Genomic DNA, 15,229 nt, shown 5'->3' with positions numbered 1-15,229 from the left:
AAGGCAGTAACGTGATCCGGTTCATTCTTTCGTTTTTCGGGGCGATTTTCAGCCTCGTGACCCTGGGTATTTTTATGGCCGCGCTGGTCGTCGGCGCGGTGTTCTGGATGTATGGGCGCGATCTGCCTAGCCATGAATCGCTGGCACAATACAAGCCACCGACGATCAGCCGGATTTACTCGGGCGAAGGTCAGTTGATCGACGAATTCGCGCAGGAACGTCGCCTGTTTACGCCCTCCGAGGAAATCCCCGATCTGGTCAAACAAGCGTTTATCTCGGCGGAAGACAAGAATTTCTATACCCATCAGGGTTATGACCCCCGCGGGATCATAGCGGCGGGTGTCGAGGCGGTGCGATCCAAGGGCGAGAACGTCCGGGGGGCGTCAACGATCACGCAGCAGGTTATGAAGAATTTCCTGCTCTCTGGTGATCGTCGCGCCGAGCGCAAGATCAAGGAAATCATCCTCGCCACCCGGCTTGAGGATACGCTCGACAAGGAACAGATCCTCGAGCTTTACATGAACGAGATCTTTCTGGGTCAGAACTCTTATGGCGTAACCGCCGCCGCCCAGACCTATTTCAACAAGACCCTGCAGGAACTGGCCCCGCATGAGGCCGCGATGCTGGCGGCCATGCCCAAGGCACCGTCGGATTACCACCCCGTGCGGCAGAAAGAGCGCCTGTTGAACCGCCGCAACTATGTGCTGCGCGAGATGCAGCAGAACGGCTATATCGATCAGGCAACCTATGAGGCCGAGGTCGAGATGCCTCTGCGCTCGGTCCAGAATGGTGACTTCGAAAGCTTCCGTACCGCTCTGCCGCCGCGGGACTACTTTACTGATGAAATCCGCCGTCAGCTGAGCGAGGATTTCGGTGAGGGCGAGTTCTTTACCGGCGGTTTCACCGTCCGGGCGTCGGTGGACGAGGAAATGCAGGTCGAGGCAGCCAAGGCCCTGCGCACGGCGCTGCAAAAATACGACCGTTCGCGCGGGAAATGGCGTGGCACGGGTGAAGTGATCCCGGAAGAAAAGCTGGCGGATGAGGCGCAGTGGCGCGAGGCGCTGGCGATCATGGAAATCCCGCGTGACGTGGTATTGCCGACGCAATGGTATCCGGCCGTTGTTCTGGACGTGGCCGACCAGGCCCTGACTGTCGGCATCGAAGACGGCCCGGCGGATGGCATCATCCCGCGCGAAGACATCAAATGGATGCAGGGCAACTTTCAGGACAACTTCAAGCGCGGCGACGTCATTCTGGTGATGGCCGGCGAAGATGGGCAATGGTCTGCCCGTCAGGTGCCCGAAGTACAGGGCGGCTTTGTCGCCATGGACGTGAACTCGGGCCGTGTTTTGGCGATGCAGGGCGGGTTCTCGTATCAGGACACCGTGTTCAACCGTGCCACACAGGCGCAGCGCCAGCCCGGCTCAAGTTTCAAGCCATTTGTCTATGCCGCCGCGCTGGACAGCGGCTATAGCCCGGCCACCATCGTTGTGGACGCCCCGATCGAGGTGAACACCCCGCAAGGTCTGTGGCGCCCCAAGAACTCGACCAACAAATTCTATGGCCCGACACCTTTGCGCACCGGGATTGAACAGTCGCGGAACCTGATGACTATCCGCCTCGCGCAGGAAATCACCATGCCCGTTGTGGCGGGTTATGCCGAGCGGTTCGGTGTCTACGACCGGATGGGTGCCTTCCTTGCGAACTCGCTGGGGTCTGAGGAGACGACGCTCTACAAGATGGTTGCGGCCTATGCGATGTTTGCCAATGGCGGCGAACGGGTCGAACCCACCCTTGTGGACCGTATTCAGGATCGGTTCGGCAAGACGATTTATCGCCACGACGATCGGCAATGCCTGGATTGCAACTCAACCTGGCTTGAGCCGGACGAGTCTCCGGAGATCGTGACCGACCGCGAACAGGTGATGGATGCGATTACCGCCTATCAACTGACTTCGATGATGAAAGGCGTGGTGGATCGCGGGACCGCATCGCGGGTCGTCAACCTGCCAGTGCCCACTGCGGGCAAGACCGGCACAACCAACGAGTCCAAGGATGCGTGGTTCATCGGGTTTACGTCCAACATCGTGGCGGGCTGTTACATCGGCTACGACCGCCCGCGCCCGATGGGGCGGGGGGCCTATGGCGGCACTTTGTGCGGCCCGGTATTCCAGAGCTTCATGGAAAAAGCCGTCGAGAAATACGGCGGTGGCCCCTTCGAAGTTCCCCCGGGCGGGCATTTCATCAAGATCGACCGGTTCAGTGGCGCGCGTCTACCCGAAGATGCCAGCGGCGACTATGTCGTGGCCGAGTACTTCCGCGATGGCGTGGATGGTTTCATCGACCGGGTCTATGACGGTGGTTTTGCGATGGGGTCGGACCTGCCACTGTTCGAAGAGGCCAGCTCGGGCCGTCAGGTGACCACCTCGACCGGCAACACAATCACGGTTGGCCCCAACGCAAGCCAGGGCGATCTGCAGGGCGGCGGGCTTTACTGACCCGCGATCTCCAAGAACAAATGGAGCAGATCGGCTTCGCGGTCGGTCTGGATCAAAGCGTCTGCGCGCCAGAATATTGACAGCGCGCATTTCGCGGCGGCCCATTGTGCCAGCCGGTGCGTGTCCACATTCATCGCCTCGGAATAGAGTTTCAGGCATCGCTCGATCTGGCTACGTTGTTGCACCAGCGCTGACATGCCGTTCGGATGTCGCAGCGCGTTCGCAAGCTCAAACGCAGGGTCACCCAGATATCCTTTGGCGTCTATCACCCGGGGCCCTGCGGCTGTCTGAATCACATTGTCGGGATGCAGGTCACCGTGCAATGGGACCGTAGTCGGTTGATTGCCGAGCAGGACTTTCGCCAAATCGATGGCTCTGCCCATGTCGTTCTTAAGCCGGGAACTGCAACAGGGCGAAAACCTGCTTGAGAATATCGGCTCAAAGACATCTTGCAGCGGTCTCAGTCCCTGGGTTCGTATAACCGGCGCGCGATGAAGACGCTGTGCGGTTTCAGCCAGTGTTGCGATGGCCAAATCAGGCTGTCCAGCCCGTGCCAAATCTCCGAGCGATGGCCCCTCGAGCCATTCCGTCAGCACTGAATTTTGGGCGTCGGCCAGAACCCGGACCGCTCCGCGATTCTGCCAGAGCTTGAGCAGACCGGTCCCTGCAGCCTCGTTACCCCGATCTGCGCGCCGGTAAACTTTTAGGAGGTGTCCGTAAATCGTGTTGGTCTGCTTTGCTCAATGAAGCAGACGCTCAGTTTTATTTGATAAAAGTCGACGCTTCGCCGAAGAAATGTTGAAATTCTGAGCTTTAGCCCGCCTTGAAGCCGATAGCAGTTTTCGGCATCCTTGGAAGACCAAATGCGACTGAATTAGGTCGCGGTTCCGTAGGAGAACAATGAGATGACTTGGGCAATGGTTAATCCGCCCCAATTCGGCGAGTGGTCGCCCGAACCACAAGGTGGGTTTGTCGGTTGGCATGATGCGTTGAGAAAATACTACGAAACGGAAATGTCCGAGGCAGACAAGGCCGCTCTGAATATGGTCGACAGTATTGATAACTATATATTTTCTCGAAAGTTCGTCACTGACATGGGGCCAGTCAGGCCCGAAGAATGCCCACGAGTATTTGAAACGCGAAAATTTCCCAAGAAACTGGGCTCACTGATTTCGCTTAGCAACCGCTTTCTTGCCGTCGACGAGGCTATGAAGGCAATAATTGAAGGATTGGAGGCTGGAATACATCAATTCTATCCGCTGAAGATTACGTCTCAAAAAAGTGAGGACTATCCCAAACCCTATTTCGGTCTCGTAATCCGGCAGTTTCGGGATAGTTTCCGCCCGGATGATAGTGTTGAGGGGTCGTGGGCGCCTAATGAGTTGGTCGAAGATAGTTATTGTGCCAAGTACAATCTCAAAGAATGCATTGTTGGATTGGCATTGTCGAAAGAAGAAATCGGGAGTGCTCATCTTTGGCGAGAAATAAAATTGCGCGAACCAGGGGTTTTCTTTTCAGACGAACTACAGGCTGAAGCAAAACGACAGGGATTGCGCCTGCCGAAGCATTTCAAGGTGAAGGACGTATGAGCCAAGTTTCCCGTAGCTTTCGAGGAACAGACGATTGGTCGATACGCAACAACAGACAATTTGGGCAATGAACCCAAATTGCAGCCGTTTACGGCGCCGGGTCTATGATGCTTGAATGATCTCCGCGGGTCCAAGTCCAGCAAGCCGCACCTCCAGCCAACGAATGTAGCCGTTGAGATACTTTGTGGCAGGCCCACAAAACGGCCTGATGAACCGGTTGTAGCGAGCATGGAGCGAGTTAACGCTCTGGATGTGATAGCAGCCTGCGGCTACGCGTGTGCCCGGCTTAGAGCCGACGACAAAATGCTCAATTCCACCTTTCCTTGCCAGAGACGCATAGCCATTGGCGCCGTCCGAACAGAGCACAGCATCACCCGGCACGAGAGGCTGCATCGCCCGCTCCAGTGTCAAGCGCTTCCGGTCCGGAAGCCGCTGAAAAAGACGAGCTCCGCCACGATCAGCAACAATCAGAATGGGGAGTTGCCACTTCGATAGACCGCGCATCATCTTCATTCCCTTCGTCGTGAAGTCACACAACCTTGGACGCGGCGGCTGCGCGACATTCTGTGGATCGGCTAAGTGTCGAACCCATTCTCGTGAGCCTTTGCGGGATTCCCTTTGGTAGGTTTCGTCGGCCTCTACGATTCCAGAAAAGCTCGGGATCGAGCCGCTTTCGATGATCGAAAAAACCAGCATCCGCCAGCGCCAGACTGTGTGTTTGTTGAGCCCAAGTCGGTGCGCGAGTTTGCGCACCGACTGAGGGGCAGAAGTGCCCAGCATGTCTTGCAAGGCGATCATGAACAGGTCAGGCCGATGGAGGCGACCAATGGTGGAGCCAGTCCGACCTGAATACGTCTTTTGGCAGCTGTGGCACCGATATCGCTGAACCTTAGTTCGGGTGCGTCCCAATTTTGACGCCTTTCGTCTCCGCAGAATGGACATCCGTGTTCTCGGTTAGTCCGTGCCTCGATTTCTGAAATCGCTTCCGTCTGTTGTCGGAGATACTGGATCTTCGTCTGGGCGTCCGCGATCTGGGCCGGGTTCAACTCTTCGAGGGTATCGAGCAAACGGCGAAAGTCGTGTTGTAGCAAGTGCATTCTCCACTCAAAAGGTGGAATGATATAGGCTTTTTTATTGTGCGACGAAATTTACCAACACGATTTGCGGACACCTCCAACTTTTAAGGCAGCATGGCCATTGCCCGTCTCTGCCTTCCAGACCTGCGCATGGCCGGTATCGGCGACTTGCGAGAGTAAGGTTAGCCCCCAACGGCCGGCAAACTTTTCCGCGGTGTTTTGTATTCCCATATCGCCCGTCTTGTGGTGGCCTGCACCTCTTGCTATCACGCAACCCTGATTGAGCAAGTTGGGACCTGACCATGCGCGCCGAAACCCAGAATATCGTGGCGGAAATCGAAAAGTCGCTGGAGCTGCTGGCGCAGCGCATGGACTATGAGACCGCGCCGCACCGGCTCGAGGAATTCAACGCGCGTGTCGAGGACCCCAATCTGTGGGACAATCCCGAGAACGCCCAGAAACTGATGCGTGAGCGCCAGTTGCTGGTCGACGCAATCGAGACCTACGAATCCATCAAGACCGATCTCAGCGACAATATTGAGCTGATCGAACTGGGGGAGATGGAAGAGGATGAAGAAGTCGTAACCGACGCCGAAGACGCGATCAAAAAGCTGCAGTCGAAAGCCGCCAAGAAAGAGCTTGAAGCCCTGCTGGATGGCGAGGCGGACGGAAACGATACCTTCCTTGAGATCAACTCGGGCGCAGGTGGTACCGAGAGCTGCGACTGGGCTTCGATGCTGGCGCGGATGTATGTGCGGTGGGCCGAGAAAAAGGGCTATACCGTCGAGTTGCAATCCGAGACGGCCGGAGAAGAGGCGGGGATCAAATCGGCGGCCTACAAGATTTCGGGCCACAACGCCTATGGCTGGCTCAAATCCGAGAGCGGTGTGCATCGTCTGGTGCGGATTTCGCCTTTTGACTCGGCGGCCAAGCGGCATACGTCGTTCAGCTCGGTCTGGGTCTATCCGGTGGTGGACGACAATATCGAGATCGAGGTCAACCCGGCCGACATTCGTGTTGATACCTATCGCTCGTCGGGGGCGGGCGGTCAGCATGTGAACACCACGGACTCGGCGGTTCGGATCACGCACATGCCAACCGGGATCGTCGTGACCAGTTCCGAGAAGTCGCAGCACCAGAACCGTGATATTGCCATGAAAGCGCTGAAATCGCGGCTTTACCAGCAAGAGCTGGATCGCAGAAACGCCGAGATCAACGCCGCCCACGAAGCCAAGGGCGACGCGGGCTGGGGCAACCAGATCCGGTCTTACGTGCTGCAGCCCTATCAGATGGTGAAGGACCTGCGGACCAATCATGAAACGTCCGATACCAAGGGGGTTCTGGACGGCGATCTTGATGGTTTCATGGCGGCAACGCTGGCCCTGAACGTCTCGGGCAAAAGCCGGTCAGAGGCGCAGGGCGAAGGTTAATTGCGTCAGCGACTGATCTCTGCTGCGAACCTGATCAAAGGCCACTGGCAACTGATCGCCATCGTCGCACTGGTTTTCGTATTCTGGAATGCGACATTCGTTCTTCCGCTGAAGATTTTGATTGTTTTCCTGCACGAGCTTTCGCACGCGCTGGCCATTGTCCTGACCGGCGGCTCTGTTGAAAGCTTCTCGGTTTCCCCGCAACAGGGTGGCCTGGTCATGGGGCGGGGCGGCAACCGGTTTATCAGCCTCTCTGCCGGATATCTGGGGTCGCTGTTAGTCGGGTTGAGCCTGCTGATTGTCGCCTTGCGCACAGATGCGGATCGGGCCGCGCTTGGCCTGTTCGGCGGCGTCATGCTGGTCGTCACGCTGCTCTATATCCGCGACCCGTTTGCCATGGCTTTCTGTGCGGGCAGCGGAGCGGTGATGTTAGTCATGGCCTTGTACCTCAGCCGCAACCTGTGTGACCTCGTTCTGCGGGTCATCGGCCTGACCAGCATGATCTATGTTCCGTTCGACATCTTCGACGATACGATCCGGCGCGCAGGCTTGCGTTCGGATGCCTACATGCTGGCCGAGGAATTCGGGGGAACAACCATGATGTGGGGCGGGTTGTGGCTGCTCCTCAGCTTTGCCATGATCTTCTTTTGCCTGAGGAACATGCTGGGCAGCGACAGCAATGTGCGGTTTGACATCAGGATCAGATGATCAGTGCGCACGAAGCCCGGTCTGGTGCGAAGACTGGAAAAGATACATCTAAACAGTGGCTTTAAATGGTCCGACCACGCCGCTAGGCTGATCATGAGCAGCCAAAGGACCAACCCAAATGGATTTGACCAGAGCATCCGCAAAGGACATTCTTGATGACTTGTCCAGCCGCCGGCTTTCGGCCGCGGAACTGATGCGCGCGACGCTGGACCGGATCACTGCGGTGAATGGCCAGGTGAACGCGATTGTCGCGCTGCAAGAGGAAGACGCCTTGATGGCCCAGGCGCAGGCGGCGGACGCGGCATCGCCTGGTGGCCCATTGCATGGGTTGCCGATCGCGGTGAAAGATCTGGTGAATGTGGCGGGCATAGTCTCGTCGCATGGGTCACCGATCTTCAAGGACCACGTCCCGCAATTCGACGATCTGTTGGCCGCCCGTCTGCGCGCAGCCGGGGCGATCTTGATTGGTAAGACCAATACACCTGAATTCGGGTTGGGTTCACACACGTTCAATCCCGTTTATGGCGCAACGCGTAACCCTTACGATCCGTCTCGGTCTTGCGGAGGTTCGTCCGGCGGTGCGGCAGTGGCGTTGGCGACGGGGATGCTGGCGCTTGCGGACGGGTCTGACATGATGGGCAGCCTGCGCAATCCGGCTGCGTGGAACAATGTCTATGGTTTCAGGCCGAGCTGGGGACGCGTGCCCTCGGAACCTATCGGTGACGGCTATCTGCACCAGCTTTCGACCCTTGGGCCAATGGCGCGTAGCCCCGAAGATATCGCAATCCTGCTCGACGTGATGTCAGGGCCCGATCCGAGGGTGCCCCTGAGCATGGCGGTCAGCAATGTCTCACCTGTTCAGGCAGCCGATCTGAATGGGATGCGGATCGGATGGCTGGGCGATTGGGGTGGGGCGTTCCCCTGCGAGGCAGGGGTACTTGAGCTGTGTCGGAACGCACTGGATGTATTCGAGGGTCGCGGCGCGCACATCGAGGCGCTCGCGCCGCCTTTCGACGCTGAACTGATCTGGGATAGCTGGATTACCCTGCGATCCTGGAGTGTGGCCACCGGACTGGAGCCTCTGGCAACGAACAACGCATCCCTCAAAGACACTGCGCGCTGGGAACTGGAGCGCGGGCTGGCTTTCACTGCGATGGATGTGCACCACGCTAGCGTCATCCGGTCAGACTGGCACCGGCGGGCGGCAGAGCTGTTTGAAAACTACGACGCGCTGGTGTTGCCGGCGGCTCAGATCTGGCCTTTTGAGATTGAAAAACCGTACCCGACCCAGATTGTGGGGCAGGGGATGGACACCTATCATCGCTGGATGCAGGTCGTTACGCCCGTCAGTTTGCTGGGCCTGCCCTGTCTGGGTGCGCCTGCCGGTTTCGGGGTCGAAGGGCTTCCGATGGGGCTGCAGCTGTTCGGCCCGCGCGGCTCAGACGCGCGGCTGTTGTCGATAGGGGCGGCTTATCACGCAGAAACCCGCTGGCCACAAACGAGACCAGCCATGTAGCGCTATCGTCCGGGAGGAGAGAACGAGAATGGATAAACCCTTTGGTGTGCCGACGCTGAAACCCGTCGATACCGCGATGCTGAAAGAGGCACTGCACAGGGCATGGCAGGATTTTCGCCGCGCGCCGTTATTCGGTCTTCTGTTTGCAGGCTTCTACGTGTTGGCGGGGTGGATGATGGCCTGGGTCACACTGATGACGGGAACATCGTTCTGGCTGGTTCTGGCCGCGATCGGGTTTCCCCTGATCGGGCCATTCGCGGCGGTGGGGCTGTACGAGGTCTCACATCGGCTGGAACAGGGAGAGCCGCTGAACCCCGGCGCGATCTTCGGCGTGGTCATTCAGCAAAGCCGCAGGCAACTGCCGTCGATCTGCGCCATTATCGTGGTGATGTTCCTGTTCTGGTTCTTTCTGGGTCATATGATCTTTGCCCTGTTCATGGGGCTGTCGACCATGACCAATATATCCTCGTCGTTTGAGGTACTTCTGACCCCAAATGGCCTGACCATGCTGACATTGGGCACTCTGGTCGGGGCCGTGTTCGCAGTCGTTCTTTATATGATCACCGTACTGTCGATCCCGATGCTGCTGGATCGCGAACTGGATTTCGTCACGGCGATGATTTCCAGCTTTGCCTACGTCAGAGCGAACATGGGGGTGATGTTGGGGTGGGGGGTATTCATCGCCATCATTACCTTTCTGGCCATGATACCATGGTTTCTGGGTTTGCTTATCGTTCTGCCCCTGCTGGGGCACGCAAGCTGGCATCTTTATCGCCTGATCACAGAAAACGAAAACGGAGTCTCTGAGGGTGTACAACCGGCTTCTTCGTGACCCGATCAACTCAGGTCAGTACGCCCGTGTCGGCAATTTCGTATGGGACGCGCCGCGCTCGCCGCTTTAACTGTAAGGCTAAAGACAGGTCATGCCCCAGATGATGCAACTCAAGCCGCTTTACGCCCGAGGCCGATGCGTTGCCACCGGCCAGGCGGTATACATAGCCCGACCATGTCGTTCCGGCCTGTTCAGGTGAATCGGTCAGGATCATCATTCTGCAATCCTGCGCGCCCGGACGGGACATGAGCGCACAGATCTGGCCGCTGACATGAGAAACGATCCCCTGAACCTCGCGCGCGGGGGCGGATATTCCGGGCATCTGAGACCGGGGTTCGTAGCTTCGCAACAACGTGCAATGGCGAATGCGGCGCACAAAGAGCAGCCCGTGTCGGATCGGCTCTTGCCCCGATGAGGAGGTTTCGGCGGCATGATAGAACCCGGTCGCGAGGGTCTTTTCAACGCCGGTGGCCAGAAACCGGTCGATGATCTCGGATGCGGGATGGTCAGCCGGCGGTTCAATTTCATCCAGAGGCTTCAGCAATATGCGGGCGTCGACTTCGAAAAAGCGGCAAATCCGATCCAGTACATCGGGCCTCGGGAAGCTCTCGGCCAACAGATAGCGATTGAATTGAGTCCGGTTTATCCCCAACTCGCGGCACAGCGCTGAAACCGATGGGTATTTGCGCGCAAGTTGCCTGAGATTTGCACCGAACATTTTGCGCAATTCTGTGGGGCTGCGGTTGATGTCGGTCACGGTCGTCCCAGATTTTTATTCGTATTCTCAGAAAAACAAGATTGTGGCGGCGCAGACGCCGTACATCATCTAGAAATCGTAAAGATAACCCCAGCGGGCGTAAGTGTACGCGCCGTTACGCCCTATAGGCTAACGCTGCAGTGTACAAAATCAACCGGATTTTGGCCTATTTGCATGATCTTTTTCATGCTGTTGCTCAAACAGAGCCTGCACCAAAACCGCATATTCGACGAACGGTGCAACAAATCACCAAGATACCCGCCCCGATCATGCAATCAGCACCGAGGCGGGCGTATATGCTGTTCAGTCGCCGCGCAACAATGCGGCTACACCGGTGCGGGCGATTTCGACCAGTCCCAATGGTCGCATCAGATCGGCAAACGCATCGATCTTGTCCGGGGCACCGGTGATTTCAAAGATGAACGAATTCAGCGTGCTGTCGACCACGTTGGCGCGAAAAATATCGGCCAGACGCAGGGCTTCGACCCGCTTGTCGCCTTCGCCCACTACCTTGATGATCGCCAGTTCGCGCTCGACCGAGGCACCTTCGACCGTCAGATCATGTACATCGCGAACCGAAACGATGCGCCCCAGCTGAGCCTTGATCTGCTCGATCACCTGCGGAGTGCCGGTGGTGACGATGGTGATACGGCTGAGGTGTCCGGTATGGTCCACCTCGGCGACGGTCAGGCTTTCGATGTTATAACCGCGCCCCGAGAACAGACCGATCACCCGGGCCAGTACGCCCGGTTCGTTTTCAACCAGCACAGCGATCGTGTGCTGTTCCTGCACATCCGAAAAGGTGGGGCGCAGGTTATAAGCAGAATGGCGGGTGGAGCCTTTGACGATATTTAGCGGAGTCATTGAAAGACCTCATCATTTACATAGGATTCAGTTGGCTTGCGTAGCGCTGCAATCAATGCGTGAAGACAAACTGCGCAGGCCAAAATCAAGATTGGGGCGAACACAAGGCGCAAAGACAATGTTTCGGAAACTCTGAACATCACAATATGTGATGCTGGTCCGATGCCGATCCACATTGCTGCGGCCAACAGAAGGTGCCATCGCGTCTTTGTCAGGATGCCCGCGCGCAAAAGGAACAGTGCCGCTATCGCGAGTAACCCGGATTCATAGAACCAGAGGTAGGGTGTAGACAGCGAAATGCCCAGGATCAGAACTGCCGCGCGCAGATCGAATCCTATCTTGGGGTTTCGCCAGGCGACGACGACGGCAGCTCCCGCTAACGCGGTGATAACCCATTGCAAGGCAAGAGCTACCGATTCCCGAACACCAATGCCGGCCAGCAAAGAGTAAGGGCTGAGCATTTGCTTATTCGAATAAATAGAATATCGAATCGTTTCGAAATGAACTCCCATCATTTGCTGCATCTCTGTCCAGTAGCCAACGCCAACTACAAGCGTTGCCAAGAGTGAGATTGCAATAGTCGTGACTACAGCTGAAATGATGGTCCTCCAAGAACCACTTGCGATAAGCGCCAACGGAATTAGCAGACCCAACTGGGGTTTCAGGGTCAACAAGCCAATGAAGAACCCAGCGAGGATGAAGCGATCATTCTTTAGCGCCGCAAGAGCGGCCAATAGCCCAGCTATCCACAAGCCGGTGGTCTGTCCCATATAAAGATTTGGTAGAATGGCCGGAGGTAGGGCGAACGCAAACCAGACCGGTACGATACCGCAAGAAAAGGGTCGCACAGCGAGAAACATCGCCACTATGGATATCGCCGAGAATATCGCCCAGGCCTCGGAAAACGGCAGTGCCCCAAGTGGCTTTAGTGCAAGCAGAAACGACGGAGGATAGGACCAGGGCATCCAGTCCTCACCTTTCGAGGTTTCGTGGACTTCCGCCAGTCTGTTGACATCAAATGCGGCAAGAGGATCACCTAAATGCGCAAGATGACCTGCGGCCCAGAAAACTTTGAAATCAATGGCTAATGCCATCTTTCCCTGATCGACGACGGCAACCCAGGCGGACCCGATCCAAAACAAAAACAGAGCAAGAACGAATGCTGGAACCAATAGCCCCACCTGCCAGCCGCGGCGCCCGGCAAATATTGATAGATTCTCCTTGGGGCTCGAAGTCACCGTCGAGGCTGATCTGCTGAGGTCAGGCATCCTCTTTCCTCGCTGATTTCGTCTGTGGCGACCGTAACTTCGCCGACTATGTAGCACAACGACTTACTGGTCATCTCGGTACACGGTTCTTATACGGCTGTCGGGAATACCTGCCGCTTTCGCGAGTTCTTCGGCTGTGTATTCTCCCTTTGGCAAAGGAAATGGTACTCGACCCGATGCAAGCTCAAACGGATCTCCTTGAACGATTTGCACGACACCGGGGAAATACAACCAATCAGGTGTACATTCGAAGCGCCCGCCACTTTGACCGGTTACTGGATTGTAAGATCTGCTGGGATACTGCCAACAAACATCATGTCCTCTCTCGGGGCCATCAAATCTGATTTTCCAATTGGCAGGTACTGTTCTGGAATTACCCGGATACCAAAGTGCGCTCTTTCCATTCGGGCCATGATATTCAATCTGAGTCCCGTGGAAAGGGTCCTGAGTAATAAAAGTCCGACCCGCATAAATGGATCGCGAAGCCTCGGCCGAGTCCGGCGCGCTTGGATCAGCTTGCAGAGTTGAGAGATCGAAACCGGGGCTGCAGCCGGCGAGTACCAATAGCACAGCGGCTGATACGGTGCGAACCGAACAGAATAGCCGTTTCATCAGACCAGAACCGATCCTTTAGAATCGATCACACCCTGCGTCTCGGCCTCGCCCAGCAACATCTCGTTATGCGCCTTGCCCGACGGGATCATCGGGAAGCAGTTTTCGTGCTTTTCGACCAGGCAATCAAAGATCACGGGGCCGTCATAGTTGAGCATTTCCATGATCGCGTCGTCCAGATCAGCCGGATCGGAACACAGAATGCCCTTGGCGCCAAAGGCTTCGGCAAGCTTCACGAAATCGGGCAGGGCCTCGGACCAGCTGTGCGAGTAGCGTTCGCCATGCAGCAATTCCTGCCACTGACGCACCATGCCGAGACGCTCGTTGTTCAGAATGAACTGCTTCACCGGCAAACGGTATTGCGCGGCGGTGCCCATTTCCTGCATGTTCATCAACCAGGACGCTTCACCGGCCACGTTGATGACCAGCGCATCGGGGTGGGCCATCTGCACGCCGATGGACGCTGGAAAGCCATAACCCATCGTGCCCAGCCCCCCCGATGTCATCCAGCGGTTGGGGTCTTCGAAGCCCAGATACTGAGCCGCCCACATCTGATGCTGGCCCACCTCGGTCGTGATGTATCGGTCACGGTCCTTGGTCAGCTCTTCAAGGCGTTGCAGGGCGTATTGCGGCTTGATGGTTTTCTCGCTGTTGGTGAAGGCAAGGCAGTTGATTTTGCGCCACTCGTCGATCTGTCCCTGCCATTGTTTGATATTGGCAGCGTCCGTTTTGCGGCCGCGGGCTTTCCAGACTTTCAGAATATCCTCAAGCACATGGCCGACGTCACCAACGATCGGAATATCCACCCGGATCACCTTGTTGATCGAAGACGGGTCGATATCCACATGAGCTTTGATTGAGTTGGGTGAGAACGCATCGATGCGGCCGGTGATGCGGTCATCAAAACGTGCGCCGATATTGATCATCAGGTCGCAGTCATGCATCGCCATGTTGGCCTCGTAAAGCCCGTGCATCCCCAGCATACCGATCCAGTTTTTGCCCGACGCCGGATAGGCCCCGAGCCCCATCAGGGTCGAAGTGATCGGGAACCCGGTCGCATCCACAAGTTCACGCAGCAACTGACTGGCTGCGGGCCCCGAGTTGATGACGCCGCCGCCGGTGTAGAATACTGGTTTCTTCGCGGTTTCCATGGCCGCGACCAGTTCGGTAATCTCCTCAAGGTCGCCTTTCAATACGGGTTGGTAATGTGAGGCCGAAGGTTTCGGGTTGCTATAGGCGCCTGTCGCAAACTGCACGTCCTTGGGAACATCGACCAGAACCGGGCCGGGACGGCCCGAGGTTGCGACATGGAATGCCTCATGCAGCACGCCGGACAGCGAGTCCGTATCCTTCACCAGCCAGTTGTGCTTGGTGCAGGGGCGGGTGATGCCAACGGTGTCAGCCTCCTGAAACGCGTCCGATCCGATCATGAAAGTCGGCACCTGACCCGTCAGAACCACAATCGGGATCGAATCCAGCAAGGCATCGGTCAGCCCGGTCACCGCATTGGTGGCACCGGGGCCCGAGGTTACAAGGGCGACGCCAGGCTTGCCGGTCGATCGCGCATAGCCTTCGGCGGCGTGGATCGCGCCCTGTTCGTGCCGCACCAGAATGTGACGGATATCGTTTTGCAGAAAGATCTCATCATAGATCGGTAGCACGGCGCCGCCGGGGTATCCGAATACCGTGTCCACGCCCTGATCCTTGAGGGCCTGAACCACCATCTTTGCGCCGGTCATCTCACGTGTCATCTGCTTTGCTCCGTTCGCGACATGTGTCTTGCGTTTTGCCAAAAAAAAGCCCCCGAGATTTTCGGAGGCGCATGGGTTCGATTATGGTTTACCGTTACCGGCCCATGCGCGTGTTTCCTACGATTACGACTAGCGCTTTCATCGCCAGAGGCTCCTTCTTTGCGTGCAGGGACATTATGGTTGAGGGGAAGGGGCGTCAACAGGCAAATATAAAAATATTGTAAGTCAGGGGTCGTAGATTTTGGTATTTTGTTGCGCAAAATGACGCAGGGCGGGAAATATCCGTGAATTTACGAATGGTTTCCGGGCGCGGGATCGCGTGTGAACG

At 57.0% G+C, this 15,229-nt stretch carries 12 protein-coding genes; 6 read left to right on the top strand and 6 right to left on the bottom strand.

The annotated features are described in order from the left end of the window. The first annotated feature begins 11 nt into the window (after positions 1-11). Positions 12-2,498 (top strand): PBP1A family penicillin-binding protein, encoded by a 2,487-nt coding sequence (locus RA27_RS06830; protein ID WP_039536109.1) that lies wholly within the window; start codon positions 12-14, stop codon positions 2,496-2,498. Here the strand turns inward: RA27_RS06830 and RA27_RS06825 are convergent. Next, positions 2,492-3,220 carry an aminoglycoside phosphotransferase family protein gene (locus RA27_RS06825; protein ID WP_082025034.1) on the bottom strand — a complete coding sequence of 243 codons (729 nt, stop codon included), beginning with the start codon at positions 3,218-3,220 and terminating at the stop codon, positions 2,492-2,494. The two genes, RA27_RS06830 and RA27_RS06825, sit on opposite strands and share 7 nt — an antisense overlap. A 183-nt stretch (positions 3,221-3,403) precedes the next feature. Here RA27_RS06825 and RA27_RS06820 point away from each other — a divergent pair, with 183 nt between their 5' ends. After that, on the top strand, positions 3,404-4,087 hold the full coding sequence (locus RA27_RS06820; RefSeq protein ID WP_039536107.1) for a DUF1629 domain-containing protein: 684 nt from the start codon (positions 3,404-3,406) through the stop codon (positions 4,085-4,087). 102 nt (positions 4,088-4,189) lie between these two features. Here the strand turns inward: RA27_RS06820 and RA27_RS06815 are convergent, their stop codons facing one another. Further along, on the bottom strand, positions 4,190-5,029 hold the full coding sequence (locus tag RA27_RS06815; RefSeq protein WP_152610652.1) for an IS1595 family transposase: 840 nt from the start codon (positions 5,027-5,029) through the stop codon (positions 4,190-4,192). A gap of 436 nt (positions 5,030-5,465) precedes the next feature. Between RA27_RS06815 and prfB the strand changes: the two genes are divergently transcribed. From prfB to RA27_RS06790, 4 genes are all read left to right on the top strand, one after another. Next, positions 5,466-6,593, top strand: a complete 1,128-nt coding sequence (prfB, locus tag RA27_RS06805; protein ID WP_039536101.1) for a peptide chain release factor 2 — start codon at positions 5,466-5,468, stop codon at positions 6,591-6,593. After that, on the top strand, positions 6,594-7,301 hold the full coding sequence (locus tag RA27_RS06800) for a M50 family metallopeptidase (protein ID WP_082025033.1): 708 nt from the start codon (positions 6,594-6,596) through the stop codon (positions 7,299-7,301). A gap of 118 nt (positions 7,302-7,419) precedes the next feature. Further along, positions 7,420-8,817: an amidase gene (locus tag RA27_RS06795; protein ID WP_039536099.1), complete on the top strand. Its 1,398-nt coding sequence runs from the start codon at positions 7,420-7,422 to the stop codon at positions 8,815-8,817. A 28-nt stretch (positions 8,818-8,845) separates the two neighbouring features. Continuing rightward, positions 8,846-9,649, top strand: coding sequence for a DUF2189 domain-containing protein (locus tag RA27_RS06790; RefSeq protein WP_039536097.1), 804 nt, complete (start codon positions 8,846-8,848; stop codon positions 9,647-9,649). Positions 9,650-9,659: 10 nt separating this feature from the next. Here RA27_RS06790 and RA27_RS06785 read toward each other — a convergent pair whose 3' ends face one another. From RA27_RS06785 to RA27_RS06770, 4 genes are all read right to left on the bottom strand, one after another. Further along, positions 9,660-10,406, bottom strand: coding sequence for a helix-turn-helix transcriptional regulator (locus RA27_RS06785; protein ID WP_152610651.1), 747 nt, complete (start codon positions 10,404-10,406; stop codon positions 9,660-9,662). A 303-nt stretch (positions 10,407-10,709) separates the two neighbouring features. Next, on the bottom strand, positions 10,710-11,270 hold the full coding sequence (gene ilvN / locus RA27_RS06780) for an acetolactate synthase small subunit (protein WP_039536095.1): 561 nt from the start codon (positions 11,268-11,270) through the stop codon (positions 10,710-10,712). Next, positions 11,267-12,538, bottom strand: a complete 1,272-nt coding sequence (locus RA27_RS06775) for a glycosyltransferase family 87 protein (protein WP_039536092.1) — start codon at positions 12,536-12,538, stop codon at positions 11,267-11,269. The genes ilvN and RA27_RS06775 overlap by 4 nt, the downstream gene beginning before the upstream one ends. A gap of 611 nt (positions 12,539-13,149) precedes the next feature. After that, positions 13,150-14,901 (bottom strand): acetolactate synthase 3 large subunit, encoded by a 1,752-nt coding sequence (locus RA27_RS06770; protein WP_039536089.1) that lies wholly within the window; start codon positions 14,899-14,901, stop codon positions 13,150-13,152. Positions 14,902-15,229 lie beyond the last annotated feature (328 nt).

It is taken from the genome of Ruegeria sp. ANG-R, assembly GCF_000813985.1.
GTDB lineage: Bacteria > Pseudomonadota > Alphaproteobacteria > Rhodobacterales > Rhodobacteraceae > Ruegeria.
The sequence above is the reverse complement of the archived record's forward strand: the minus strand, read 5'-3'. Positions and strand labels throughout refer to the sequence as shown.

Bases quoted from the DNA above. Each gene is read 5' to 3' on its own strand.
- RA27_RS06820 (WP_039536107.1), top strand. From the start codon at position 3,404: ATGACTTGGGCAATGGTTAATCCGCCCCAATTCGGCGAGTGGTCGCCC.
- RA27_RS06815 (WP_152610652.1), bottom strand. From the start codon at position 5,029: ATGTCCATTCTGCGGAGACGAAAGGCGTCAAAATTGGGACGCACCCGA.
- prfB (WP_039536101.1), top strand. From the start codon at position 5,466: ATGCGCGCCGAAACCCAGAATATCGTGGCGGAAATCGAAAAGTCGCTG.
- RA27_RS06795 (WP_039536099.1), top strand. From the start codon at position 7,420: ATGGATTTGACCAGAGCATCCGCAAAGGACATTCTTGATGACTTGTCC.
- RA27_RS06790 (WP_039536097.1), top strand. From the start codon at position 8,846: ATGGATAAACCCTTTGGTGTGCCGACGCTGAAACCCGTCGATACCGCG.
- ilvN (WP_039536095.1), bottom strand. From the start codon at position 11,270: ATGACTCCGCTAAATATCGTCAAAGGCTCCACCCGCCATTCTGCTTAT.
- RA27_RS06775 (WP_039536092.1), bottom strand. From the start codon at position 12,538: ATGCCTGACCTCAGCAGATCAGCCTCGACGGTGACTTCGAGCCCCAAG.
- RA27_RS06770 (WP_039536089.1), bottom strand. From the start codon at position 14,901: ATGACACGTGAGATGACCGGCGCAAAGATGGTGGTTCAGGCCCTCAAG.